Below are 21,951 nucleotides of genomic sequence, written 5' to 3'. Positions count from 1 at the left end.
ACGGCTCGTCGCCGAGGGGTTCATTACGATGGGCGCGGCGAGGTCGGAGCGGAGGTCGAGGCGATGGTGCTCAAGCCCATCGGGCGGGGCGGGACCTCGCTGGCCGACGAGGCCTATCGGCGCATCAGCGGGGCGATGTTGCGGGGGGATCTGCAGCCGGGCTCGCGGCTGGTGATGGACGCGCTGGCCGAGCGGTTGGACATCAGCCGGACCCCGGTTCGCGACGCGTTGCACAGGCTGGAACGCGAGGGCCTGGTGGAATCGGCCGGGCGCAAGGGCTACATCGTCCGTGCCGTCGCCGACGACGACCTCGCCCACCTCTACGAGTCTCGGCTGGCGATCGAGGTGTACGCGGCGACCCGGGTCGCCGAGCTCGGTGCGGCGGCGACCCGGCACGTGGAGGACGCGGTGATCGCGGCGGTCGAGAAGGGTGCCGCGGACGCGGCCGAGGCCTTCGCCGTCAACCGGATGGTGCACCGCGCGGTCGTCGAGGCGACCGGTAATCCCTTGCTGGTCGAGCTGTTCGACGACGTGTGGAACCGGGCCAGGGCGTTGCAGATCTTCGAGCAGTTCCACCGCCTCGCTGCCGACGGCGCCGACCAGCTGCGGGAGCACCACGAGCTGGTCCGCGCGCTGCGGGCGGGGCCGGAGCAGGCCGCGGCGGCGATGCGCGCCCATATCGGCGAGGGCCTGCAGGCGCACCACGAGCACTGATCACGCCGGGCGTTCCTCCTTCGAGGGGTTGTGTGATCCGGGCCACCCGGGAAGTATGCGTGACATTCGTATACGGAACACGAAATTTGATCGCCGCTGACGGAGGGAGCCGGCCGGTATGTCCGCCTTCGCCACGAACGGATCACGGCGACGCTGGGAGGACCTCGTCCGCGTCGACCGGGTGCACCGGTCGCTCTACGTCGACGAGGAGATCTTCGCCGCGGAGATGCGGCTCGTGTTCGGCCACACGTGGATCTACCTGGCACACGAGAGCCAGCTGTCCGAGCCCAACGGCTTCCTGACCGGTCACCTGGGGCGGCGCCCGATCCTCGTGACCCGGGACGGGGAGGGCCGGCTGCACGCGCTGTTCAACCGCTGCACCCATCGGGCCGCCACGGTCTGCCGCGAGGAGTCGGGTCGGGCCCGCAGCTTCCAGTGCCCCTACCACGGCTGGACGTTTCGCAACACCGGTGAGCTGGTCGGCGTGCCGTGGCCGGACGGCTACGGCCCGGACTTCCGGCGGGAGGACTTCGGCCTCGGCCGCGTGCCCCGGGTGGAGAGCTACCGCGGCTTCGTCTTCGGGACTCTCGACGAGGCCGCGCCGTCGCTGACCGAACACCTCGGGGCCGCCCGCCCACTGCTGGACTACTGGATCGACCGCGCGCCGGACGGTGACGTGCGGGTGCGCAGCGCCGCCCACCGCATGGTCTACCGGGGCAACTGGAAGCTCGCCTACGACAACGCCGGCGACGGTTACCATCCGGCGTTCTCCCACCGGTCGCTGCTGAAGATGGCCGCCCGCCTCGGCGAAACGCGCGATATGGCCTATTTCGGCCGCAGCCCGGACCAAGGGCCGATGTATGTGCAGTACCTCGGCAACGGGCACACGTTCATCGACCAGCGCCCCAACTACGCCGCCGCGGGCGACTTCTGGCGCAACCAGCGCGTCCAGCCGGGACGCGAGGGGCTCGAGCGGCTCATCCGCGACCGGCACGGCGCCGACGCCGACCGGCTGCTCGACCTGGCCGTGGGCTCGCAGATCAACCTCAACATCTTCCCCAACCTGCTGATCATCGGAAACCAGGTGCAGGTGATCGAGCCGCTTGCGGTGGACCGTACCCAGCTCACCTGGCACGCGACGGCGATCGGCGGTGTCCCGGACGAGGTGAACGTGCTGCGGATGCGCACCCAGGAGGACTTCCCCGCGTTCGGCGAGCCCGACGACCAGGCCAACTTCGAGGAGGCCCAGCGCGGGCTATCGGTGCCGGAGATGGAGTGGGTGCTGATGAACCGCGGCCACGGCGTGCCAGACCGGCAGAAGGTCGACGCCGATGGCGTCGTCACCGGTCCGGTCACCGACGAGCTGCATATGCGCGGCTACTTCCAGGAGTGGCTGCGCCTGATGAGGCTGGAGGACCCGTGATGACACAAGCCGAGCACACCGACACCGCCGCGTGGTCCTATCACGTCGATCCCGCCTACTACCGGGAACTGGCCGCGATCGCGGGCGAATGGAGCGACGCGTGGCCTGTCGCGGATGCCGAGCTGCTGGCCGAGACCCAGGCTCTGCTCCACCGCGAGGCGCGGCTGCTCGACGAGGCCCGGTTCAACGAATGGCTCGAGCTCTACACCCCGACCTGCCTCTACTGGGTTCCGATCACGCCCGGTGGTGGTGACCCGGAGCGCGAGGTCTCGCATGCCTTCGATGACCGGCGCAGGCTCACCGACCGGGTGTACTGGCTGCGCACGGGGGTGGCGTTCTGCCAGATCCCGCAGTCGCGCACCCGGCGGCTGATCACCAACGTCGAGGTGATCGACGAACCCGCGGAGAACCGCCGCCGGGTCCGCTCGAACTTCCACATCCAGGAGTTCCGCGCGGGCCAGCACAAGTCCTATGTGGGCTGGTACGGACACGTGCTCGTCCGCGAGCAGCAGGGCTGGCGCATCCAGCTCAAGCAGGTCAACCTCATCGACTCCGAGCATGGACACGAGAACCTGACGCTGGTCTTCTAGAAGGACGGTTATGACCCCCGCAGCATCCCGCGGGGCCGGCGAGGCCGCCCCCGTCGACGAGGCCGAGCTCGATCGGCTGCACATCGAGCTGCGGTTGCTCCGCGAGCGGGTGCACCGCCTCGAGATCGAGTTGCGCGCCGTCGCGCCGGTCGTGGCGGCGCTGAAGGCCGCCCGGTTCTGGGATGCGGCCCCGTACGACGTGTGGCCGGGGCCGGAGTGGGTGGCCGCCGACCGCACCGATGTGGAGCGGCTGTTCGCCGCGCTGGCCGGGGTGGACCACTGGCGGCCCTGGCAGATCACCCTCGAACGGAGGCCCGCGGAATGAAGCCCGTCGCCGTCATCGTGCACTCGCCCCGCTCCGACATCAAATGGGTCCGGCGGCTGCTCGAACAGCGGGACGTGCCGGTCCGGCTGGTCCGCCTGTACTCCGGTGGCCCGCTGCCCGACCCGGGCGACGTCGCCGCGGCCGTCAGCATGGGCGGGCCGATGAGCGCGTACGGCGACGGGCGCGCACCGTTCCTCGCGGCCGAGGAGGAGTTCCTCGGCCGCGCGGTGGCCGCCGGGCTACCGGTGCTGGGCATCTGCCTCGGCGCACAGCTGCTCGCGGGAGTCCTCGGGGGCGCCGCGGTCCCGGGCGAGCACGGCCTGGAGGGCGGCGAGATCGAGGTGACCGTCGATCCGGGCACCGACGATCCCGTGCTCGCGGGCCGTTCCGGAACCTACTTCTCGTTCCACGCCGACAGCTTCCGGTTCCCGCCCGGTGCCACCCTGCTCGCCTGGTCCGACCGGTACCCACAGGCGTACCGGCTCGGCACCGCGCTGGGCATCCAGTTCCACCCGGAGATCTCCCCGGCCGGCGTACGACTGCTGGCCGAGGTGGAACACGAGCGGTTGCGCGCCGCCGGGATCGACGCCGAGGCCATGGTCGCGGCGGCGGTCCGCCGGGAGACCCGGTCGCGGCGGCAGGCCGACGCGCTGCTGGGCGGCTGGATCGACCGAGAGGTACGCGCGGCCGTCGCGACCCCGGCAATACCCCCGACCGAACATCTCGGAGGACCTCGATGACGAGTCCCACCAGCTTCACCGCCCGCCACAACCTCTTCACGGCACAGCAGCACGAGGCAGCAGAGCAGAACCGGTCGATGATCGAACAGCTCGACCTCGAGGTCGTCCGGCTGGCCTGGCCGGACCAGCACGGTCTCATCCGCGGCAAGACGATGACCAGGGAGGGCTATCTGTCCGCCCTGAAGAACGGCGTGGAGATCACGATGGCGCCGTTCTTCTTCGACACCGCCAATGCCATCGTGTTCAACCCGTTCTCCCCGGGCGGCGGCTTCGACATTCCGGAGCTGTCCGGTAGCCCCAACGTCACGATGGTGCCGGACCCGGTGACGTTCCGGGTGCTGCCGTGGGCGCCGCAGACCGGCTGGGTGCTCTGCGACCTGTACCTGCGGGACGGCTCGCCGTTCCCGTTCGCGCCGCGCACCATCCTGCGCAACACCCTGCACCGGGTACACGAGGCCGGATACCGGTTCATCGCGGGCATCGAGATCGAGTGGTACCTCACCAGGGTGCTCGACACCATGCTCGAGACGGGTTCGCTGGGCGCCCCCGGGATCCCCGGCGACCCGCCGAAGGTCGCCCCGGTCGCCAGGGGCTACAGCTACCTGCTGGAATCCCATCTCGACGAGATCGACGAGGTGCTGCGGCCGATCCGCAAGGCGCTGGTGGGTCTGGGTCTGCCGCTGCGCTCGGTCGACGACGAATGGGCGCCGAGCCAGGTCGAGGTCACCTTCGACGTGATGGAGGGGATGGCCGCCGCCGACGCGGTACTGCTGATGCGCAGCGCCATCAAGCAGATCGCGCGACGGCGCGGGCATCTGGCGTCGTTCATGTGCTGCCCGGCGATCCCGGGCTTCTACGCCAGCGGCTGGCATCTGCATTCGTCGCTGGTGGACGCGGTCACCGGGGAGAACCTGATGGTGCCCGACGACGGAGCGGCGCTCTCGGAGCTGGGCCGCCACTACGTCGGCGGTTCGCTCGCCCACGGCGTCGCCGCCTCGGCCTTCACCACCCAGAGCATCAACGGATACCGGCGCCGCCGTCCGTACTCGCTGGCCCCCGACCGGCTCACCTGGGGCTTCGACAACCGGGCCGCGATGATGCGGGTCATCAGCGCCCCGAACGACCCCGCCTCGCACGTCGAGAACCGCATCGGCGAACCGTCGGCCAACCCCTACCTCTATATCGCCGCGCAGGCGGCCGCGGGGCTCGACGGCGTGCTGAACAAGATCGACCCCGGTCCGTTGAGCGATGATCCCTACGCCGCCGACGCCACGCAGCTACCCACCAGCCTGGCCGACGCTCTCACCGCGCTCGACGGCGATGAGTTCTTCCGCCGGAAGTTCGGCGCCCAGTTCGTCGACTATCTCATCCGGATGAAGTGCAGCGAGGTCGATCGCTACCGCGCGCATCTGGCCGAGCAGCCCGATCCGGAGCAGTACGCGGCGCAGACCACGGAGTGGGAACACCGGGAGTACTTCGAGCTGTACTGACCGTCGAGAACGAACCTATGGTGATCGAAATTCCCTGTTGATCACCATAGGTTCGTTCTCGACGGTCATGTGGCGGCGACGGTGCTGGCGGCCTGGTCGAGGGCCTGCTGGGGTAGCGGCAGCCGGTTGCCGACCTCGTCGAGCAGCTGGCTGTGCCCGCCGAGCGGTTGCAGCGCGGCGGTCACCGGCGCGAGCGTGTCGGCCCCCACGACGAGCGGTACCGCGGTGGCCAGCACCCACAGCACCAGCACGGTGGTGCCCGCGGCGGCGACGGCGCCCAGTACCCGGTCGACGAGGCCGAGCCTGCCACGGACCAGGCCGCGGGAGACCAGCCTGCCGACCACCCCGCCCGCCCAGACCCCGATCAGCAGGCCGAGTGCCAGCCCGGCGAGCCGCAGCAGGCCCTGGGTCAGCGGACTCGCCCCGGCCGGGGCGAACAGGGCGGCCAGCGGCAGCGCGATCGCGGCGCCGAACAGCAGCCCGATGAGCCTTCCGGTGCGCTCGGCGCCGCCGGAGCGGCGGAACCCGCCGGCGGCGGCGAGCAGCACGAGGGCGATGAGGAGCAGGTCGAGTACGGTCAGGCCGGCCACACGGCCCAGGGTCCTCGTCGCAGCTGAGAGAAACCTGAACAGCGCCCGGGGTTGGCGGAGGCGGACGGGAATCGAACCCGCCTGGCCGAGATGCTCGGCCACGTCGGTTTTGAAGACCGCGAGGGCCACCAGGCTCCCAGACGCCTCCGGGCGCGAGCCTAGGACAAGCCGGTCAGCGTGGGGCGCTCAGGGCCTCGGGAACCCCGTCGGCGACGTCGAAGAGGGTGAGCAGGCCGGTGGCCTCCAGCGCTCGGGTGGCGATCCGGGAACCGCAGACCAGCCGCAGCCGGTGGCCGCGCCGCTCCGCCTCGTCCTTGGCCGAGACGAGCACGGCCAGCCCGGCCGACCCGAGGAACGTCACCGCCGACAGGTCGAGCACGACCAGGAGCGCCGCCGGCAGATGCTGGTCGAGTTGTTCCCGCAACACCGGCGCGGTCAGCGTGTCGATCTCGCCGAGGACACGGACGACGAGCGCACCCCGACCGTGGTCCACGACCTCGAACCGGACGACCTGATCAGCGGTGACGTCGCCGGCTCCGGCGGATGACTCACCATTCATGCGCACCGTTGCTCCTCGACACCTCTCCGCGGACCTGGGTGCGGACCGTATCTCAACGGCAACCCACCCTACGCACAGCGGCCGACCTCGCACAACAAAGGTCACCGCGGGCGCGTGATCGCGCGGCCGGAACCGGAGCGGATACCGTCGCCGCATGTTGCGTCCTGGTGGCCGGCCACGGGCCGGCATCGTGGCCACCGGCAGCGAGCTGCTGACCGGCGCCATCGACGACCGGAACGGTCCGTGGCTGGCTCGCGAGCTGAGCGATCGCGGCTTCGAGGTGGCGCATCTGCTGCTGGTGGGCGACCGGCCCGACGACCTGGCCGAGGCGCTGCGGTTCGTCGCCGACGCCGGCGTCGAGCTGATCGTCACCGCCGGCGGCCTCGGTCCCACCGCGGACGATCTGACCGTGGAGATGGTGGCCCGTTTCGCGGGGACCGACCTCGTCCTGGATACGGCGATGGAGGCCCATATCGGCGGCATCCTGACCCGCTGGGCCGCGCGCACCGGGTTCGCCGGACCCGCGTTGGAGGCGGCCAACCGCAAACAGGCGATGCTCCCGCGCGGGGCCACGCCGCTGCTTCCGGTGGGCACCGCGCCGGGTCTGGTCGTCGAGCGACCGGGCGGCCCGCTGGTCGTCGTGCTTCCCGGCCCGCCGCGCGAGCTGCAGGGGATGTGGCCCGCCGCGATCGAGGCGGCCCCGTTCGCCGCGCTGCTGAAGCGGGTGCCGCCCGCGGCGGCCCGGTCGCTGCGCTACTTCGGGCTGCCCGAGTCGGAGATCGCGGCGACGCTGCGAGAGATCGGGTCGCGCCGCGACCTCACGGACGTCGAGATCACGACCTGCCTGCGCCGTTCCGAGCTGGAGGTCGATCTGCGCCCCCAGCCGGGTGCCGAGTCCGTCGCGGCGGCGCTCGCCGAGGAGCTCGCGAGCCGGCACGCGAAGCATCTGGTCAGCGCGGAGGGCACCAGCACCGACGAGCTGGTGGCTCGCGCCTTGCTGGCCTCCGGGCGCACCGTCGCGACGGGGGAGTCGTGCACCGGCGGGCTGCTGGTGGGACGGCTTGTCGACCGGCCGGGTTCGTCGGCGTATGTGGCCGGTGGTGTCGCCGCCTATTCGAACGAGGCCAAGACGGCGCTGCTCGGCGTGCCCGCCGCGATGATCGCCGAGCACGGCGCGGTGTCGCCGCAGGTCGCCAGGGCATTGGCCGACGGCGCCCGGGAACGGTTCGGCGCAGGCATCGGCGTCGGGATCACCGGGGTCGCGGGCCCGGACGGCGGCACCGAGGCCAAGCCCATCGGCTATGTCTGCTTTTGCGTGACGACCGACGACGGCACCGTCATCGCCCGCGACCCGGTGCTGCCGGGCAGCCGCGGCGATATTCGGGAGCGTTCGGTGGACGTGGCGATGCACCTGATCCTGCGGGCCGCGAGCGGGCTGCCGGCATAAACGCGTCATGGCTCCATAACGCGCACGGGCGGCGGCTCTGGGCTCCATTATGGCTCCATAACGCGCAGCTGGGCGGGGCGGAGAGCGCACCATGGCTCCACAACGCGCTGCTGGGTGGGGCGGGGATGGGCGGCGGGCGAACCCCTCTGGCAAGACGAATGTTATTGCAATAATGCGGCAACTGCGTCTACCGTCCGCTCGTGCTCCGTCCTGTCCTGATCGTCCTCGGTGTCCTATCCCTCGCGCTGGCCACGGCATGCTCCGCCCCGACCGCCTCCGGCGCGGCGGGCGGCGACCCCACCCGGATGGTGCTCGCCGACGGCTACGAGCCCGACAGCCTGCATCCGCTGCTCGGCTACGGCGTCGAGGGCGCCGCCAAGTTCTTCGACGGCCTGGTCACCCACGACGCCGACCGCAATCTGGCGCCCGCGCTCGCCGCGGAGCTGCCGGTGGTCGCGGCCGACGGCCTCTCGTGGACGGTGCGGCTGCGCGAGGGTGTGCGCTTCCACGACGGATCGGCCTTCGACGCCGACGACGTCGTCGCGACCTACCGCGCGTTGCTCGACCCCGCCCATGTCTCGTCGGTTCGCTCGGACTACGTGATGCTCGCCGGCGTCGACCGGATCGACCCGCGGACGGTCCGGTTCAGCCTGCGCAACCCCGACATGGCCTTCCCGCACCGGTTGACGCTGGGCATCGTGCCCGCCGAGTCGCTGGCCACCCCGGCCCCGCTCGAGCAGCACCCGACGGCCGCCGCCCCGATCGGCACCGGCCCGTACCGGCTCGTCGAATGGCGCCGCGGCAGCGCGATGGAACTGGCCGCCAACGAGGAGTACTTCGGCGGGCCGCCCGCGGTGAAGTCGATCATCATCGTGTTCGCCCCCGACGACAACACCCGCGCGCAGCGAATGCGCTCCGGCGAGTTCGACGGCACGGTCCTGCCGCCCGCGCTGGCCGCGACGTTCGACGGCGACGGGTCCGGGTTCACCGTGCACCACCACTCCAGCGCGGACTACCGGACGATCACGCTGCCCAGCGCGCACCCCGTGACCGGCGACCCGGCGATCCGGCTGGCGCTCAACCACGCCGCCGACCGTCAGGGGATGATCGACGCGCTGCTGGCCGGTCGCGGCGCGCCCGCCTCGACACCGATCCCACAGGTCCTCGCGGAGTACGCCGAGCCCTCGGCGCAGTTCCGGTTCGACCGGGCGCAGGCCGAGCGGATCCTGGACGAGGCCGGCTGGGTCCGCGGCCCGGACGGCACCCGGGCGCGCGACGGCGTCCCCGCGCGGTTCAACCTGATGTACCCCGCCACCGACACGGTGCGTCGCGACCTCGCCCAGGGCTTCACCTCCGACGCGCGGGCGGTCGGCATCGACGTGGCGTTGGAGGGCCTGGGCTGGGAGGCGATCGAGCCGCGAATGGCCACCGATGCGCTGGTCCTCGCCGGGGGCAACCCGTTCGACCCCGACCTGGTCGGCTATCCGCTCCTGCACAGCTCGTATGCGGGCGACGGCTTCAACAACCCCGCCCACTACCACAACCCCGCGGTGGACGCCGGGCTCGACGCCGCCCGGCGCGCGACCGATCCGGCCCAGCGGGCGGCCGCGGTGCGGGACTGGCAGAAGGCCTACGCCGCCGCGCCGGGCTTCGTGTTCCTCGTCTTCCTCGATCACTCCTACCTGGTGCGGGAGCGCTGGGACGGCTACCGGCAGGTGGTCGACCCGCACACCCACGGCGTCACCTGGGGTCCCTGGTGGAACGTCGAGGACTGGATTCTGCGGTCGTGAGCGTCGCGGTCGTCGGGTCCCGCTGCCGGGAGTTGGCGCTGCTCGTCGCGCGCAGGCTCGCCTTCGCGGTTCCCGTGCTGGTGATCGTCGCGGTCGGGGTGTTCCTGCTCGCCGCGGCGTCGCCGTTCGACCCGATCTACCAGTACTACGGCGTCGATGTGTTCACCGCGACGGCCGAGGACCTCGCCGCCACCCGGGCCCGGCTCGGCCTCGACGACGGTGTGCTCACCCAGCTCGGGCGCTGGTTGGCCGGGATCGCCTCGGGCGACCTGGGCACGAGCCGGTCGCTGCGGCAACCGGTCGCGCAGGTGATCGCCGAGCGATTGCCCTGGACGCTGCTGCTGGTCACCGTGGCGCTCGTCGTCGCGATCGTGCTGTCGCTGGTCGCGGGCGTGGTCGCGGCCTGGTGCCAGGGCGGGCTCTTCGACCGGATGGTCACCGCGATCGGGCACGCCATGGAGGGCATCCCGCCGTTCGTGCTGGCCCTGGTCGCGATCGCGATCTTCGCGCTCGGCCTGGGCTGGTTCCCGGTGGCCGGCCTGACCGACGCCGGGGCGCCCGCCTCGGCCGAGCAGGTGCTGCGGCACCTCGCGCTGCCCGCGCTGGTGCTCGGCGTCTCGCAGACCCCGTGGCTGGTGCTGCACGTCCGCGGCTCGTTGCTGGCCGCGCTCGGCGAGGATCACGTCGCCGGGGCGCGGGCCCGCGGGCTGACCGAGGCGACGGTCGTGCTGCGGCACGCGCTGCCCACCGCGCTGTTGCCGTTCGTCACGCTGCTGGGCACCCGGGTTCCCGAGCTGGTGACCGGGGCGGTGCTGGTGGAGACGGTGTTCTCCTGGCCGGGCATCGCCGAGGCCGTGGTCACCGCCGCGCTGGCCGTCGACTTTCCGCTGCTCGCGGCCCTGTCGGTGCTCGCGACGGCCGCGGTCCTGCTGGGTTCACTCGCCGCCGACGTCGCGGTGGCGCTGGCCGATCCGAGGGTGCGTGCCGATGGCTGAGCTGCTCGCCGACCCGACCGCCGGGACCCGTCCGGTCGACGGAACCAGATCGCCCGCCCCGCGCTGGCGCCCCGCGGCCCGGGCCAGGGCGGGCACGCCGCGCGGGCGCGCGACGGGGGGCCGGGCGCGGGCCCGGCTGCTGGCCGGCGGTGGGCTGCTCGCGGCGCTGGCGCTGGCCGCGGTGCTGGTGCCGTGGCTCGGCGGGCTGGACCCGCGGGCGGTGGACTACGGGGCGATCCGGCTGCCCCCCTCGCCCGCGCACCCGTTCGGCACCGACGCACAGGGTCGGGACCTGCTGTTGCGCAGCTTCGCGGGGCTTCGGGTCTCGCTGCTGGTCGCGGCGGTCTGCGCGGTGGTGTCGACCGTCCTGGGCGCTGCCGTCGGGGCGGCGTCGGGGGTGCTCGGCGGCTGGCCCGACCGGTTGCTGATGCGGGTCGTCGACACGGTGAACTCGGTGCCGCATCTGCTGCTGGGCATCGTGATCGTCGCCCTCTACCGGGGCTCGGTGCTCGCGGTGATCGCCTCGATCGCGCTCACCCATTGGACCGGGGTGGCGCGGATCGTGCGGTCGGAGGTGCTCTCGCTGCGCGACCGGCCGTTCATCGACGCGGCGATCTCGGGCGGCGCCTCGCGCGGCCGGGTGCTGCGCAGGCACCTGCTGCCGGCGATCGTGCCGCAGGCGGCGCTATCGACCGTGCTGCTGCTGCCGCACGCGGTCTGGCACGAGACCGCGCTGAGCTTCCTGGGCCTCGGCCTGCCGCCGCACCTGGCCTCGATCGGCAACATCCTGGGGGAGGGACGGGCCGCGGTGCTGCTCGGATCCTGGTGGATCGTGGCGTTCCCGGCGGTGCTGCTGGTGGCCGCCGCGCTGGCGGTGGCCGGTGTCGCGGCCTGGTGGCGGGACCGCACCCTGCCGCGGCGACGGTCGGAGCTGGGCCTGTGAACCCGCCGGTGGGCCGGCCGGGGAACGCCGAGCTACGCGTCGAGGAGCTGTCGGTGCGGTTCCGGCTGGGGGCGCGCGGGCGGGCCGGGACCGTGCACGCCGTGACCGGAGCCGACTTCGCGCTGCGCCCGGGGCGGCTGCTGGCGCTGGTCGGCGAGAGCGGCTGCGGCAAGTCGGTGCTCGCCGCGGCGATCACCGGTTTGCTCCCGGCCAACGCCGAGGTCGCCGGGCGGGTGCTGCTGCGGGCCGACGGCCGCGACCTCGACCTGCTGGCCGCCTCGGAACGAGTGCTGTGCGACCAGGTCCGGGGCCGCCGGATCGGGCTGGTGCCGCAGTCGGCGGCCACCCACCTGACCCCGGTCCGCCGGGCCGGTCCGCAGCTCGTCGAGACGGTGCGCAGGCTGCGGCCGCAGGCGCCCGACCCGGAGGCGGTCGTCGCCGAGCTGGCGCAGCGGGTGGGTCTGCCGGCGGAGATGTTGCGGCGCTACCCCTACGAGCTGTCCGGGGGCACCGCGCAGCGGGTCGGGGTGGCCGCCGCGCTGGCCGGTCGCCCGCCCGTGCTGCTGGCCGACGAGCCGACCGCCGGGCTGGACCGTCCGCTGGTCGACCGCGTCGTCGACCTGCTGGCCGGGATGGCCGCCGATGGGCACGCCGTCCTGCTCATCACCCACGATCTGCGGGCGGTCCGCCGCGTCGCCACCGACGTCGCGGTCATGTACGCGAGCAGGCTGATCGAGACGGGCCCCGCCGAGCAGGTGTTCAGCGAGCCGTGGCATCCCTACACCCGAGGGCTGTTCGGGGCGCTTCCCGGTCGCGGGTTCACTGCGATCCCCGGCCATCCGCCCGACCTGACCGCGCCGGCCGGGGCGTCTCGCGGATGCGGTTTCGACCGCAGGCGCCCGGATCTGCACACCTGCCGGCCGAACCCGCGTCTAGTGTCCCGCGGCGAGCGCGCCCTGGCCTGCGAGCCGCTGCCGTGCTGAGCGCCGTCGGGATCGTGGCGGGATACCGGCGCGGAACACCGGTGCTCGACGGCGTCGACCTCGCGGTGGAGCCGGGCCGGGTCGTCGGGCTGGCCGGGCCGAGCGGCTGCGGGAAGTCGACGCTGGCGCGGGTGTTGAGCCTGCTGATGGCGCCGTGGGCCGGACGGGTGGAGATCGACGGCACGCCCGCGGGCGGGGCGCGCTACCGGGCGCCCCGGGCCCAGCGCACCGCGATCGGCGTCGTGTTCCAGCAGCCGCGGCTGGCGACCGACCCCCGGCTGACGCTGGGCGAGATCGTCGCCGAGCCGCTGCTCGCGACCGGTCGCGGCCGCGACCCCGCCTGGGAGGACGAGCTGCACGACCGGGTGGGGCTGACCCGGGAGCTGCTCGGCCGCCGGCCGCATGAGGTCAGCGACGGCCAGCTGCAGCGCGCCTGCCTGGCCCGCGCGCTGGTGCTGCGCCCGCGCTACCTCGTCTGCGACGAGATGACCGCGATGCTGGACGCGTCGACGACCGCGGCGCTGGCCGGCGTCGTCGCCGAGCAGGCCAGGGCCGGCACCGGGGTGCTCGCGGTCTCCCACGACGAGGAGCTGCTGGAGGTGTGGGCGGACCGGGTGGAACGTCCGTGGGCGGGTTCGGCGGCCTGAAAGCCGGGCGGACCGGTTGGCCGGGCGCGGGTGGGCTGGGAGGATGGGGCACGCGGCATCGGTCGCGCGGGAGGTGATCCCCATGACCTCTGGGTACGGCCCCATCCGGGACGAGGCTCCGGCGCCGCCCTCCGGTCGCCGCTTCGGCGACGGCCTGGCCACCGGCCCCGACCTGCGCGGCGCGGCAGAGGTCGCCGTCACCCAGGCCCTCGGACCGCTCGGCGGGGCCAGGCCGGACCTGCTGTGCGTGTTCGTCTCCGGCGCGGGTGGCGCCGCGGCCGCGGGCCTGCGGGCCATGGAACTCGCGGGTGCCCGGGCGGCGATCGGCGCCACCGCCGGCGGGGTGATCGGCGACGGCCGGGGTGTCGAGGGCGGGCCCGCGGTCGCCGTCTGGGCGGCCGCGCTCCCGGGTGTCACGGCCCGGCCGGTCCGCCTCGAGGCGGACCGGGGTGGCGAGGAGATCGGTCTGGCCGGGTTTCCGCCGCCGTGCGCGGACGATCGCGTCGCGGTGCTGCTGGTCGACCCCTACTCGTTCCCCATCACCGGCTTCCTGGACCGGTGCAATACCGCATACCCGAACTTCCCGCTGGTCGGCGGGCTGGCCAGCGGGGCAGGGGTGAACGGCAATCTGCTGTTCCTCGACGGTGAGGTCTACCGCGACGGCGGGGTCGGGATGATGCTCGGGGGTGACGTGGCGGTCCGCGCCGTCGTCAGCCAGGGCTGTCGCCCGATCGGACCGACGATGACCGTCACCCGCGCCGAGCAGAACCTGCTCATCGAGTTGGCCGGGGTTCCGGCCTACGCGCGGCTCCGCGAGGTCCTACAGTCGCTGTCACCCGCCGAGCGGGAGCTGGCCGGTCGCGGCCTCCATCTTGGCGTCGCGATGAACGAGTACGCCAATGACCATGGCCGCGGCGACTTTCTCATTCGTGGCGTTCTGGGGGCCGACCCGGGCAGCGGTGCGGTCGCGGTCGGCGAGGTCGTCGAGGTCGGGCAGACCGTCCGGTTCCAGGTCCGTGACGCCGATGCCGCCGACGAGGACCTGGCGGAGCTGCTCGCCGCGGCGGCGGCCGAGGGCCCCACCGGGGGAGCGCTGCTGTTCTCCTGCAACGGGCGCGGAACGATCCTGTTCCCGACGGCGGACCATGATGTCGAGGCGGTCCGCGTCGGGCTGGGTATCGACGGGGTGGCCGGGTTCTTCGCCGCCGGTGAGATCGGGCCGGTCGGCGGCCGCAACCAGCTGCACGGCTTCACCGCGTCGCTGCTCGCCTTCCGCTGATCGGCGCTGGTCGGCGCCGGCCGCCAACGGCACTGCCGGCGACAGTGCCGTTCGCGGCCGGCTTCCCGGAGGCCTCAGCGATGCTGCTGAATGCCCGAGTTCTGAGTGCCGTTCGCGGCGGTGTTCTGTTCCACGGGGGCGAAGTTGGCGATGCCGCCGACGTTGAGCGCCGGGTTGACCTGCAGGTCGAGCCCGAGCAGGTCGCCGCCCTGGACGGCCGTCTGGTCGCCGCCGTGGTGGTGACCGTGATGGCTCCCGCTGTTGCCGCCGAATTGCTGGATGCCGGAGTTGGCGTCGCTGTCGGCCACGGCGTTCTGCTCGACGGGGGCGAAGTTGGCGATGCCGCCGACGTTGGCGGCCGGGTTCACCTGCAGCAGCCCGGCGACGAGGTCGCCGGCCTGGAAGGACTCCTGGCCGCCCCCGCAGGGGCCGCCGAACTGCTGGATGCCGGAGTTGGCGTCGCTGCCGGCCACGGCGTTCTGCTCGACGGGCGCAAAGCTGAGGATGCCGCCGACGTTGGCGGCCGGGTTCACCTGCGCCAGCAGGTCGATCAGGCTCCCGCCCTGGACGGCCGTCTGGTCGCCGCCGCAGCCGTGACCGCGGTGGCCGTGGTCGTCGTGACCGGTCCCGGCGCTGGCCAGGCCCGGTCCCGCCATCGCGAGCGGCAGGGCCAGGGCGGAGGCCGCGACAACTCGGCGTGCGGTCTTGCTCATCTGCATGGGAGTGGCTCCTCGTTCGGGCCAATCCGTCTACTGTGGACAGTTGTCCTGGCGTTGTGTGCAGTGGACGGTGGCTGGGGGCGGGACAGTTCGCAGCGCTGCAACTGATCACTCCAACGAGTCCCACTCGATAGGGTTACGCGAATCGGCTCTATATGAGATAGGTCACTAATATCGCCCGAAACTCGGGCAAAAAGCCAAGAGTTCGGTACGGACAGTTACATCCGAGCGGGCACTCACACACGGATCGTGATGGGGTGGTCGCCGCGCCCGGGAGAAGCGGTACCGATCGTCCTCAGCGGACCAGCCGGAAGAACGTCCTCAGCTCCTCCACGAACTCCTCCGGCTGCTCCAGCGCCGCGAAGTGCCCGCCGGTGTCCGGCGTCGAGAAGTACCGCACATCGACGAACCGGCGCTCGAGCCAGTGCCGGGGCAACCGGATGATCTCCTTGGGGAACTGGGTCACTCCGGTGGGGACCTCGACCGTGTCGAAGCGACGGGTGGCGTAGCTCTCCCAGTACAGCCGCGCCGACGATGCGCCGGTCCCGGGCAGCCAGTAGAGCATCACGTTGTCCAGCAGCCGGTCCCGGGAGATGACGTTCTCCAGATGGTCGGCGCAGTCCGTCCATTCCCAGAGCTTCTCGAGAATCCAGGCGCACTGCCCGGCGGGCGAGTCGAGGAGGCCGTACCCGAGCGTCTGGGGGCGCGTGGCCTGGACCGCGGCGTAGCCGCTTCCGGTGCGCCAGAACGACTTTCGGTCGGCCGCGGCCGACCGCTCCGCCTCGGTCAGCCTGCGGTCGTCGTCCGGCCGCGGGGCCAGCGGCATCGTCAGGTGGATCCCGATCACGTGTTCGGGGGCGCCGATACCCAGCGCCGCGGTGATCATCGATCCCCAGTCGCCGCCCTGCGCGCCGTAGCGACGGTAACCGAGCCGGTCCATCAGCTGGGCCCATGCGGTGGCGATCCGTTCGACGCCCCAGCCGGGGCGGGTCGGCTTGCCGCTGAATCCGAAGCCCGGCAGCGACGGGCAGACGACATGGAACGCGTCGGCCGGATCGGGTGGGTCGGTCAGCGCGTCGAGCACATCGAGGAACTCCACCAGCGAACCCGGCCAGCCGTGGGTGAGCAGCAACGGCAGCGCCTTCTGGTGCGGCGACCGGACATGCAGGAAGTGCACGTTGACGATGTCGTCGCCGCCCCCGTCGAGGCCCGTGATGAACTGCGGGTAGCCGTTGATCTCGGCTTCGGTGGCGCGCCAGTCGTACTTCTGCTCCCAGTACCGGCACAGCTCGCGTACGTAGTCCACCGGCATGCCCTGGCCCCAGCCGTCCACGGTGGCCGGCTCGGGCCAGCGGGTGCGCGCGAGTCGCTCGCGCAGATCGTCCAGATCAGGCTGCGGGGTCTTGATGCGGAACTCGCGCACTACAGCTGCACCCCGCGGGTCAGGGCGCCGTCCACCACCAGGTTGGTGCCGCTGATGCGGCTCGCCCGGGGGCTGGCGAGCATGACCACCGCATAGGCGGTCTCCTCGGGGGTGCCCATCCGGCCGGTGGGATTGAGCCCGAGCGCGTGGTCGTACAGCCCGCGGTTGTGCTGCTCGATGTTCTGCCAGACCCCGCCGTCGAAGTAGACGTTCCCGGGGGAGACCGCGTTGGCCCGGATGCCCGTGGCCGCCAGGTCGAAGGCGAGCCCGGAGATGTAGTGGACCAGCGCTCCCTTCATCACCCCGTAGGAGCCGTCCGCGAAGTCGATCTCCCGGCCGGACACGCTGGACACGGCGATGATCGAGGCCGCGTCGCTGCGCTCGAGATGCGGCATGGCGGCGTCGACCATCCGCACGGTGTGCATCAGGTCGACCTCGAAGCTCGACCGCCAGTTCTGCTCACCCGGCCCGATCGCCAGCGCGCTGACGTTGGCCACCACGATGTCGACCCCACCCAGCTGCTCGGCCGCAGTGCCGACCCACGCGGCGAGCGCCGCCCCGTCGGCCACGTCCAGCGCGGTCCCGCTGACCTGCGCCCCGTCCACGCGGAGCGCCTGCTCGGCCTCCTTGACGTCGGTCTCGGTGCGGGCACAGAAGGCGACCGAGGTCCCCTCGGCGGCCAGTGCCTCGACGATCGCTCGCCCGATGCCTCTGGTCCCCCCGGTGACCAGGGCCTTTCGGCCGGTGAGCTGCAGATCCACGGTGCGTCCTCCTATCGGTCCCGGGCCCGTTCGCGCAGATGGCGGTGCATCCCGCCGAACGCGTCCCCGGCCGGAAGCAGGTTCTTGGCCAGTTTGGTGGTCGCGCTGTAGTTGGTGTCGCAGACGTTCGCCAGCGGCGACTCGCTGATCTGGGTGAGCAGCTGGTAGGAGTCGAGCCGGTCGAGCCCGTACAGCTCGCCCAGCCAGGTGATCATGCCGACCTGGCTGGCTCGCCAGGCGTCCTCCAGCGGCCGGGCCGACCCGACGACGACGTAATGGGTGTCGCTCTCGATCCGCGGCCACTCCGGGGCGCCACCCTTGATCAGCTCGGCGAGCAGCGTCACCTCCATCGCGCCCTCGACGGCGGTGCCGCAGCTCTCGCCCTCGCCCTGCCGATAGTGCCCGTCGCCGACGGAGAACAGCGCGCCCTCGACGTTGATGCCGAGATAGCAGGTCACGCCCGCGCGCATCTCCGGGGTGTCCATATTGCCGCCGAACTTGTCCGGGACCAGGCTCGAACGCACCTCGCGCCCGGCCGGGGCCAGCCCGACCGTGCCGAGCATCGGGGCGATGGGCAGCTCCAGGCGGAGCTCGGCGCTGGTGGCCTCGAACAGCACCGTTCCCTTGGCCCGGTCGAGCTGGTAGATCCAGGTCCGCTCAGGCAGCGGGTCATTCAGCAGCGCGGTGCGGTCGGTTCCGGTCAACGCGCCGAAGAACGGGATCGTCGTCGACGCCGCCCAGTCCCGCGCGGGGGTCAGCTCGACGATGTGCAGCGCAAGGGTGTCTCCCGGCTCGGCGCCCTCGACGTAGAACGGGCCGGTCTGCGGGTTGACCTCGGTCATGTCGAGTACCTGGCTCGGCCAGTCGGAACTGCGGGTCAGCCGCCCGGAGAAGGCGTCCTCGGTCCACAGCCGCAGCAGGGTGCCGGGGGTGATCCGGTGGCTGGGGGCGACCCCACCGAAGGTCCAGACGTACTGGTGACGCTCGGGCCGATACTCCACGACGTCCACCTGGAGATCGTCGACCCGGCCCTGCTGGCGCGCAAGGCCCGATCGTCGGGCGGGCTTGGCAGGCCGGGCTGCTACTCGAGGCGTCGGATCCGGTCCCGCCGCTGCGCGGCTCTGCCCGTCCGGTGGTCACCGAAACCGGGACATGCGCCGAGGGGTGCGGCGGATGTCCCGTTCTCGCCGATCATGGAGGTCCACGCAGCCCGGGGCCGGAGGCTCAGGAGTGGCCGAGGGCCCGGGAGATCCCCCGCGCCGCGGCGCGGACCGCCGGCACATAGGACAGCGGGTTCGTTGCCGGGTGTGTCTCCGGGGCGGGCACGACCACCGACACCGCCGCGACGACCTCACCGCCGGGCCCACGGACCGGTGCCGCGACCGAGAGCGACACCAGCTCGATCTGCCCGTCGCTGATCGCGACGCCGGTGCGCCGGACGTCGGCCAGCATCCGACGCAGCTCGTCGGGCCGGCAGATCGTCTTGCGGGTATAGCGGCGCAGCGGCCCGGCCAGCACCCGCTCCTGCAGTTCGGGCGGCGAATGGGCGAGCAGCACCAGCCCCACCCCGGTCGCGTGCAGCGGCAGCCTGCCCCCGACCCGGGTGATCACGCTGACCGCCGAGCGCGCCGAGAGCCGCTCGACGTAGACCACCTCGGTGCCGTCGAGAACAGCGAGCTGCACATTCTCCCTGGTCACCTCGTAGAGGTCCTCGAGGAAGGGCATCGCCGACTCGCGCAGGCCAAGGCTGCGGGGTGCGAGCGAGCCGACCTCCCACAGCCGCAGCCCGATTCGGTAACGCCCGTCCCCGGCGCGCTCCAGGGCGCCCCACGCGGCCAGCTCGCCGACGAGGCGGTGCGTCGTGGTGAGCGGCAGCCCGGTGCGACGGCTGATCTCGGTGAGCGTGAGACGCGGGTTCGTCGCGCTGAACGCGGCGAGGACGGCGAGCACCCGAGCGGTCACTGTGAACCTGGCCGTCATGGCACCATCCTTCCGCTCAGCGGAAGGGCCGTCGAGCGCGGGCGGGCCGGTGCGCAAGCCTGGGGGCATGCGTACCCAGGTCGGTATCGTCGGGGCCGGGCCCGCCGGTCTCCTGCTGTCCCATCTGCTCGCCCGCCGGGGCGTCGACTCGGTCGTGCTGGAGGCGCGCAGCCGCGGCTACGTCGAGCAGCGGGTGCGGGCGGGCGTCCTGGAGCACCCGACCGCGCAGCTGCTACGCGAGGTCGGCGTCGGGGAGCGGATGGACGCCCAGGGCCTGCGGCACGAGGGCATCTCGCTGCGGTTCGGTGACGAGGACCACCGGATCGACTTCGTCGACCTCGTCGGCACGGGAATCGTCGTCTACGGGCAGCAGGAGGTCGTCAAGGACCTCATCGCGGCGCGGCTGCGCGACAGCGGGGTGATCGAGTTCGAGGTCGCCGACGTCGCGCTGCACGGGATCGAGACGACCTCGCCGTTGATCTCCTACACCGACGCGACCGGCGTGGCGCGAGACCTGCACTGCGACGTCATCGCCGGTTGCGACGGCTACCACGGCGTCAGCAGGCAGGCCTACCGTCCACAGGTGTTCGAGCGGAGCTATCCGTTCGGCTGGCTCGGCGTGCTGGCCAAGGCCGCGCCCACGCACGACGAGCTGATCTACTCGGCCGCCGACCGCGGGTTCGCCCTCTACTCGATGCGCAGCCCCGAGGTGACCCGCCTCTACCTGCAGGTACCGCCCGACGAGGACGCCTCGGCCTGGTCGGACGCCGCGATCTGGGACGAGCTCGCCGCCCGCCTCGCCGCCGACGGGTTCACCCTCAACGAGGGCCCGTTCCTGGAACGGCCGTCGGTCACCGGGATGCGCAGCATGGTCGTCGAGCCGATGCGGCACGGCCGGCTGTTCCTCGCCGGGGACGCCGCGCACATCGTCCCGCCCACCGGGGCCAAGGGGATGAACCTCGCCGTCGCCGACGTGCGGGTGCTCGCCGACGCGCTCGACGGGTTCTTCGCCCGCGGCTTCGAGACCGGGCTCGACGAGTACTCGGCCACCTGTCTGCGCCGGGTATGGCGGGCCGAGCATTTCTCCTGGTGGATGACCTCGATGTTGCACCGGTTCGACCCCGGCACGGAGAGCGGGGACGCGTTCGGACGCCGGCTGCAGCTGTCCCAGCTGCGCTACACCGTGTCGTCGCGCGCGGCGGCGACCAGCCTCGCCGAGAACTACGTCGGACTGCCCTTCGGAGCGAAGGTTTGACCCCCCACGGAGTGAGTACATGACCCTGTCGCGTCCCGTCGGCTACCGATCCGCGCCGGACGGTACCCATCCGCCGCTGGACCACCCGGACTACCGCAGCACCGCGCCGCGGGCGCCGTCGCAGCCCCCGATCGTGCTGCCGCACCGGCTCACCGAGGTGACCGGACCACTGCTGGCGGGGGAGCGGATCGGGGAGCGCGACCACGACCTCACCACCCAGCACGACGGCGAGGCGCTGGGCCAGCGCATCGTGGTGTTCGGCCGGGTGTGCGACTCCGACGGCCGCGCGGTGCCCGACACCCTCGTCGAGATCTGGCAGGCCAATGCGGCGGGCCGGTACGCCCACCCAGGCGACAACTGGTCCGCGCCGCTGGACCCGAACTTCACCGGCGGCGGCCGGGTGGTCACGGATTCGGCGGGCAACTACTCGTTCACCACGATCAAGCCGGGCGCCTATCCGTGGAGCAACCACCACAACGCATGGCGGCCCTCGCATATCCACTTCTCGCTGTTCGGCCGGGCCTTCACCCAGCGTCTCGTCACCCAGATGTACTTCCCGGACGATCCGCTGTTCGCCCAGGACCCGATCTTCAACTCGGTTCCCGACCCCAAGGCGCGGCAGCGGTTGATCTCCACCTTCGACCTGGCGGCCACCCGCCCCGGCTGGGCGCTGGCCTACCGGTTCGACATCGTGCTGCGGGGCCGCGAGCAGACCCCGTTCGAGGAGCCCCATGACTGAGACACAGCTCGGCCCGACCCCCTCGCAGACCGTCGGCCCGTTCCTGCACATCGGGTTGACGTGGCCCGACGGCGCCGACGTCGTGCCCGAGGGGACGCCGGGCGCGATCCGGATCGGCGGCGTGCTCTACGACGGCAACGGCGATCCGGTGCCCGATGGGCTGGTCGAGACCTGGCAGGCCGACCCCGAGGGCCGGTTCGATCACCCCGACGGCGAGGCGTCGCGCGGCGCGCCCCTGGTGCCGGGCTTCCGCGGGTTCGGCCGCTGCGCCACCGGCGCCGACGGCCGGTGGGAGGTGCGCACCGTCAAGCCCGGCGCGGTTGCGGAGCAAGCCCCGCACATCGACGTCTCGGTGTTCGCCCGCGGCCTGCTCGATCGGGTCGTCACCCGGATCTACTTCCCGGACGAGGAGGTGGCCAACGCCCGCGACCCGCTGCTCGCCGAGGTGCCGGCCGCCCGCGTGCCGGCCCTGATCGCCCGGCCCACCGGCCTCGGTGAGCTGCGCTTCGACATCCGGCTGCGCGGCGAGGGGGAGACGGTCTTCTTCCAGATCTGAGGG

23 protein-coding genes and 1 tRNA gene are annotated in these 21,951 nt (G+C 72.4%); 16 read left to right on the top strand and 8 right to left on the bottom strand.

Annotated features, from left to right (window positions below):
• The first annotated feature begins 63 nt into the window (after positions 1-63).
• The 6 genes from G567_RS0120420 to G567_RS0120395 all read left to right on the top strand — a co-directional run bounded on the left by G567_RS0120420 (position 64) and on the right by G567_RS0120395 (position 5,282).
• Positions 64-714 (top strand): GntR family transcriptional regulator, encoded by a 651-nt coding sequence (locus tag G567_RS0120420; protein WP_051233343.1) that lies wholly within the window; start codon positions 64-66, stop codon positions 712-714.
• 118 nt (positions 715-832) lie between these two features.
• Complete coding sequence (locus G567_RS30160) at positions 833-2,137, top strand: aromatic ring-hydroxylating oxygenase subunit alpha (RefSeq protein ID WP_037057768.1); 1,305 nt, start codon at positions 833-835, stop codon at positions 2,135-2,137.
• Positions 2,137-2,727, top strand: a complete 591-nt coding sequence (locus G567_RS0120410) for an aromatic-ring-hydroxylating dioxygenase subunit beta (protein ID WP_037057767.1) — start codon at positions 2,137-2,139, stop codon at positions 2,725-2,727. The genes G567_RS30160 and G567_RS0120410 overlap by 1 nt, the downstream gene beginning before the upstream one ends.
• A gap of 10 nt (positions 2,728-2,737) precedes the next feature.
• Entirely contained in the window at positions 2,738-3,052 is a 315-nt protein-coding gene (locus G567_RS30155; RefSeq protein ID WP_037057766.1) for a hypothetical protein, read from the top strand.
• Positions 3,049-3,792, top strand: a complete 744-nt coding sequence (locus G567_RS30150; protein ID WP_051233342.1) for a type 1 glutamine amidotransferase — start codon at positions 3,049-3,051, stop codon at positions 3,790-3,792. Before G567_RS30155 ends, G567_RS30150 begins: the two co-directional genes overlap by 4 nt.
• Positions 3,789-5,282: a glutamine synthetase family protein gene (locus G567_RS0120395; protein WP_028931444.1), complete on the top strand. Its 1,494-nt coding sequence runs from the start codon at positions 3,789-3,791 to the stop codon at positions 5,280-5,282. The genes G567_RS30150 and G567_RS0120395 overlap by 4 nt, the downstream gene beginning before the upstream one ends.
• A 65-nt stretch (positions 5,283-5,347) precedes the next feature.
• On the opposite strand, the gene G567_RS0120390 is transcribed toward G567_RS0120395, so the two are convergent.
• From G567_RS0120390 to G567_RS0120380, 3 genes are all read right to left on the bottom strand, one after another.
• The gene (locus G567_RS0120390) at positions 5,348-5,872 is read right to left on the bottom strand and encodes a CvpA family protein (RefSeq protein WP_028931443.1); all 525 of its coding nucleotides are present in this window, start codon (positions 5,870-5,872) and stop codon (positions 5,348-5,350) included.
• A 52-nt stretch (positions 5,873-5,924) separates the two neighbouring features.
• Positions 5,925-6,020, bottom strand: a tRNA-Sec gene (locus G567_RS0120385).
• Positions 6,021-6,044: 24 nt separating this feature from the next.
• Complete coding sequence (locus tag G567_RS0120380) at positions 6,045-6,431, bottom strand: STAS domain-containing protein (protein WP_028931442.1); 387 nt, start codon at positions 6,429-6,431, stop codon at positions 6,045-6,047.
• Between the two features lie 154 nt (positions 6,432-6,585).
• On the opposite strand from G567_RS0120380, the gene G567_RS0120375 reads away from it, so the two are divergent.
• From G567_RS0120375 to G567_RS0120345, 7 genes are all read left to right on the top strand, one after another.
• Positions 6,586-7,878: a competence/damage-inducible protein A gene (locus G567_RS0120375; protein ID WP_028931441.1), complete on the top strand. Its 1,293-nt coding sequence runs from the start codon at positions 6,586-6,588 to the stop codon at positions 7,876-7,878.
• 200 nt (positions 7,879-8,078) lie between these two features.
• Positions 8,079-9,668: an ABC transporter substrate-binding protein gene (locus G567_RS0120370; protein ID WP_028931440.1), complete on the top strand. Its 1,590-nt coding sequence runs from the start codon at positions 8,079-8,081 to the stop codon at positions 9,666-9,668.
• Positions 9,665-10,663: an ABC transporter permease gene (locus G567_RS0120365; protein ID WP_028931439.1), complete on the top strand. Its 999-nt coding sequence runs from the start codon at positions 9,665-9,667 to the stop codon at positions 10,661-10,663. Before G567_RS0120370 ends, G567_RS0120365 begins: the two co-directional genes overlap by 4 nt.
• The gene (locus G567_RS0120360; protein WP_084796302.1) at positions 10,656-11,606 is read left to right on the top strand and encodes an ABC transporter permease; all 951 of its coding nucleotides are present in this window, start codon (positions 10,656-10,658) and stop codon (positions 11,604-11,606) included. Before G567_RS0120365 ends, G567_RS0120360 begins: the two co-directional genes overlap by 8 nt.
• On the top strand, positions 11,603-12,589 hold the full coding sequence (locus tag G567_RS0120355; protein ID WP_245585725.1) for an ABC transporter ATP-binding protein: 987 nt from the start codon (positions 11,603-11,605) through the stop codon (positions 12,587-12,589). Before G567_RS0120360 ends, G567_RS0120355 begins: the two co-directional genes overlap by 4 nt.
• Positions 12,583-13,236, top strand: coding sequence for an ABC transporter ATP-binding protein (locus G567_RS0120350; RefSeq protein WP_028931436.1), 654 nt, complete (start codon positions 12,583-12,585; stop codon positions 13,234-13,236). Before G567_RS0120355 ends, G567_RS0120350 begins: the two co-directional genes overlap by 7 nt.
• Before the next feature lie 82 nt (positions 13,237-13,318).
• Positions 13,319-14,515: an FIST signal transduction protein gene (locus G567_RS0120345; protein WP_051233348.1), complete on the top strand. Its 1,197-nt coding sequence runs from the start codon at positions 13,319-13,321 to the stop codon at positions 14,513-14,515.
• Positions 14,516-14,589: 74 nt separating this feature from the next.
• Here G567_RS0120345 and G567_RS0120340 read toward each other — a convergent pair whose 3' ends face one another.
• From G567_RS0120340 to G567_RS0120320, 5 genes are all read right to left on the bottom strand, one after another.
• Positions 14,590-15,228, bottom strand: a complete 639-nt coding sequence (locus G567_RS0120340) for a hypothetical protein (protein WP_147201094.1) — start codon at positions 15,226-15,228, stop codon at positions 14,590-14,592.
• 301 nt (positions 15,229-15,529) lie between these two features.
• Positions 15,530-16,657 carry an epoxide hydrolase family protein gene (locus G567_RS0120335; RefSeq protein WP_028931433.1) on the bottom strand — a complete coding sequence of 376 codons (1,128 nt, stop codon included), beginning with the start codon at positions 16,655-16,657 and terminating at the stop codon, positions 15,530-15,532.
• Complete coding sequence (locus G567_RS0120330) at positions 16,657-17,418, bottom strand: SDR family NAD(P)-dependent oxidoreductase (RefSeq protein WP_028931432.1); 762 nt, start codon at positions 17,416-17,418, stop codon at positions 16,657-16,659. Before G567_RS0120330 ends, G567_RS0120335 begins: the two co-directional genes overlap by 1 nt.
• 11 nt (positions 17,419-17,429) lie before the next feature.
• Positions 17,430-18,428, bottom strand: coding sequence for an acetamidase/formamidase family protein (locus G567_RS0120325; RefSeq protein WP_028931431.1), 999 nt, complete (start codon positions 18,426-18,428; stop codon positions 17,430-17,432).
• Between the two features lie 214 nt (positions 18,429-18,642).
• Positions 18,643-19,398 (bottom strand): IclR family transcriptional regulator, encoded by a 756-nt coding sequence (locus G567_RS0120320; RefSeq protein WP_028931430.1) that lies wholly within the window; start codon positions 19,396-19,398, stop codon positions 18,643-18,645.
• Positions 19,399-19,465: 67 nt separating this feature from the next.
• Here G567_RS0120320 and G567_RS0120315 point away from each other — a divergent pair, with 67 nt between their 5' ends.
• From G567_RS0120315 to pcaG, 3 genes are read left to right on the top strand one after another with little or no spacing between them, the layout of a single operon-like run.
• Positions 19,466-20,653, top strand: a complete 1,188-nt coding sequence (locus tag G567_RS0120315) for a 4-hydroxybenzoate 3-monooxygenase (RefSeq protein WP_028931429.1) — start codon at positions 19,466-19,468, stop codon at positions 20,651-20,653.
• 19 nt (positions 20,654-20,672) lie between these two features.
• Positions 20,673-21,392 (top strand): protocatechuate 3,4-dioxygenase subunit beta, encoded by a 720-nt coding sequence (pcaH, locus tag G567_RS0120310; protein ID WP_028931428.1) that lies wholly within the window; start codon positions 20,673-20,675, stop codon positions 21,390-21,392.
• Positions 21,385-21,948 carry a protocatechuate 3,4-dioxygenase subunit alpha gene (gene pcaG / locus G567_RS0120305; RefSeq protein WP_028931427.1) on the top strand — a complete coding sequence of 188 codons (564 nt, stop codon included), beginning with the start codon at positions 21,385-21,387 and terminating at the stop codon, positions 21,946-21,948. Before pcaH ends, pcaG begins: the two co-directional genes overlap by 8 nt.
• Positions 21,949-21,951 lie beyond the last annotated feature (3 nt).

The sequence above is a fragment of the Pseudonocardia asaccharolytica DSM 44247 = NBRC 16224 genome, assembly GCF_000423625.1.
In the GTDB taxonomy this organism is placed as follows: Bacteria; Actinomycetota; Actinomycetes; order Mycobacteriales; family Pseudonocardiaceae; genus Pseudonocardia; species Pseudonocardia asaccharolytica.
The sequence above is the reverse complement of the archived record's forward strand: the minus strand, read 5'-3'. Positions and strand labels throughout refer to the sequence as shown.

What these genes read in the sequence shown, in the direction of transcription:
- G567_RS0120420 (WP_051233343.1), top strand. Translation starts at nt 64, where the DNA reads ATGGTGCTCAAGCCCATCGGGCGGGGCGGGACCTCGCTGGCCGACGAG.
- G567_RS30160 (WP_037057768.1), top strand. Translation starts at nt 833, where the DNA reads ATGTCCGCCTTCGCCACGAACGGATCACGGCGACGCTGGGAGGACCTC.
- G567_RS0120410 (WP_037057767.1), top strand. Translation starts at nt 2,137, where the DNA reads ATGACACAAGCCGAGCACACCGACACCGCCGCGTGGTCCTATCACGTC.
- G567_RS30155 (WP_037057766.1), top strand. Translation starts at nt 2,738, where the DNA reads ATGACCCCCGCAGCATCCCGCGGGGCCGGCGAGGCCGCCCCCGTCGAC.
- G567_RS30150 (WP_051233342.1), top strand. Translation starts at nt 3,049, where the DNA reads ATGAAGCCCGTCGCCGTCATCGTGCACTCGCCCCGCTCCGACATCAAA.
- G567_RS0120395 (WP_028931444.1), top strand. Translation starts at nt 3,789, where the DNA reads ATGACGAGTCCCACCAGCTTCACCGCCCGCCACAACCTCTTCACGGCA.
- G567_RS0120380 (WP_028931442.1), bottom strand. Translation starts at nt 6,431, where the DNA reads ATGAATGGTGAGTCATCCGCCGGAGCCGGCGACGTCACCGCTGATCAG.
- G567_RS0120375 (WP_028931441.1), top strand. Translation starts at nt 6,586, where the DNA reads ATGTTGCGTCCTGGTGGCCGGCCACGGGCCGGCATCGTGGCCACCGGC.
- G567_RS0120360 (WP_084796302.1), top strand. Translation starts at nt 10,656, where the DNA reads ATGGCTGAGCTGCTCGCCGACCCGACCGCCGGGACCCGTCCGGTCGAC.
- G567_RS0120345 (WP_051233348.1), top strand. Translation starts at nt 13,319, where the DNA reads ATGACCTCTGGGTACGGCCCCATCCGGGACGAGGCTCCGGCGCCGCCC.
- G567_RS0120340 (WP_147201094.1), bottom strand. Translation starts at nt 15,228, where the DNA reads ATGAGCAAGACCGCACGCCGAGTTGTCGCGGCCTCCGCCCTGGCCCTG.
- G567_RS0120320 (WP_028931430.1), bottom strand. Translation starts at nt 19,398, where the DNA reads ATGACGGCCAGGTTCACAGTGACCGCTCGGGTGCTCGCCGTCCTCGCC.
- G567_RS0120315 (WP_028931429.1), top strand. Translation starts at nt 19,466, where the DNA reads ATGCGTACCCAGGTCGGTATCGTCGGGGCCGGGCCCGCCGGTCTCCTG.
- pcaH (WP_028931428.1), top strand. Translation starts at nt 20,673, where the DNA reads ATGACCCTGTCGCGTCCCGTCGGCTACCGATCCGCGCCGGACGGTACC.
- pcaG (WP_028931427.1), top strand. Translation starts at nt 21,385, where the DNA reads ATGACTGAGACACAGCTCGGCCCGACCCCCTCGCAGACCGTCGGCCCG.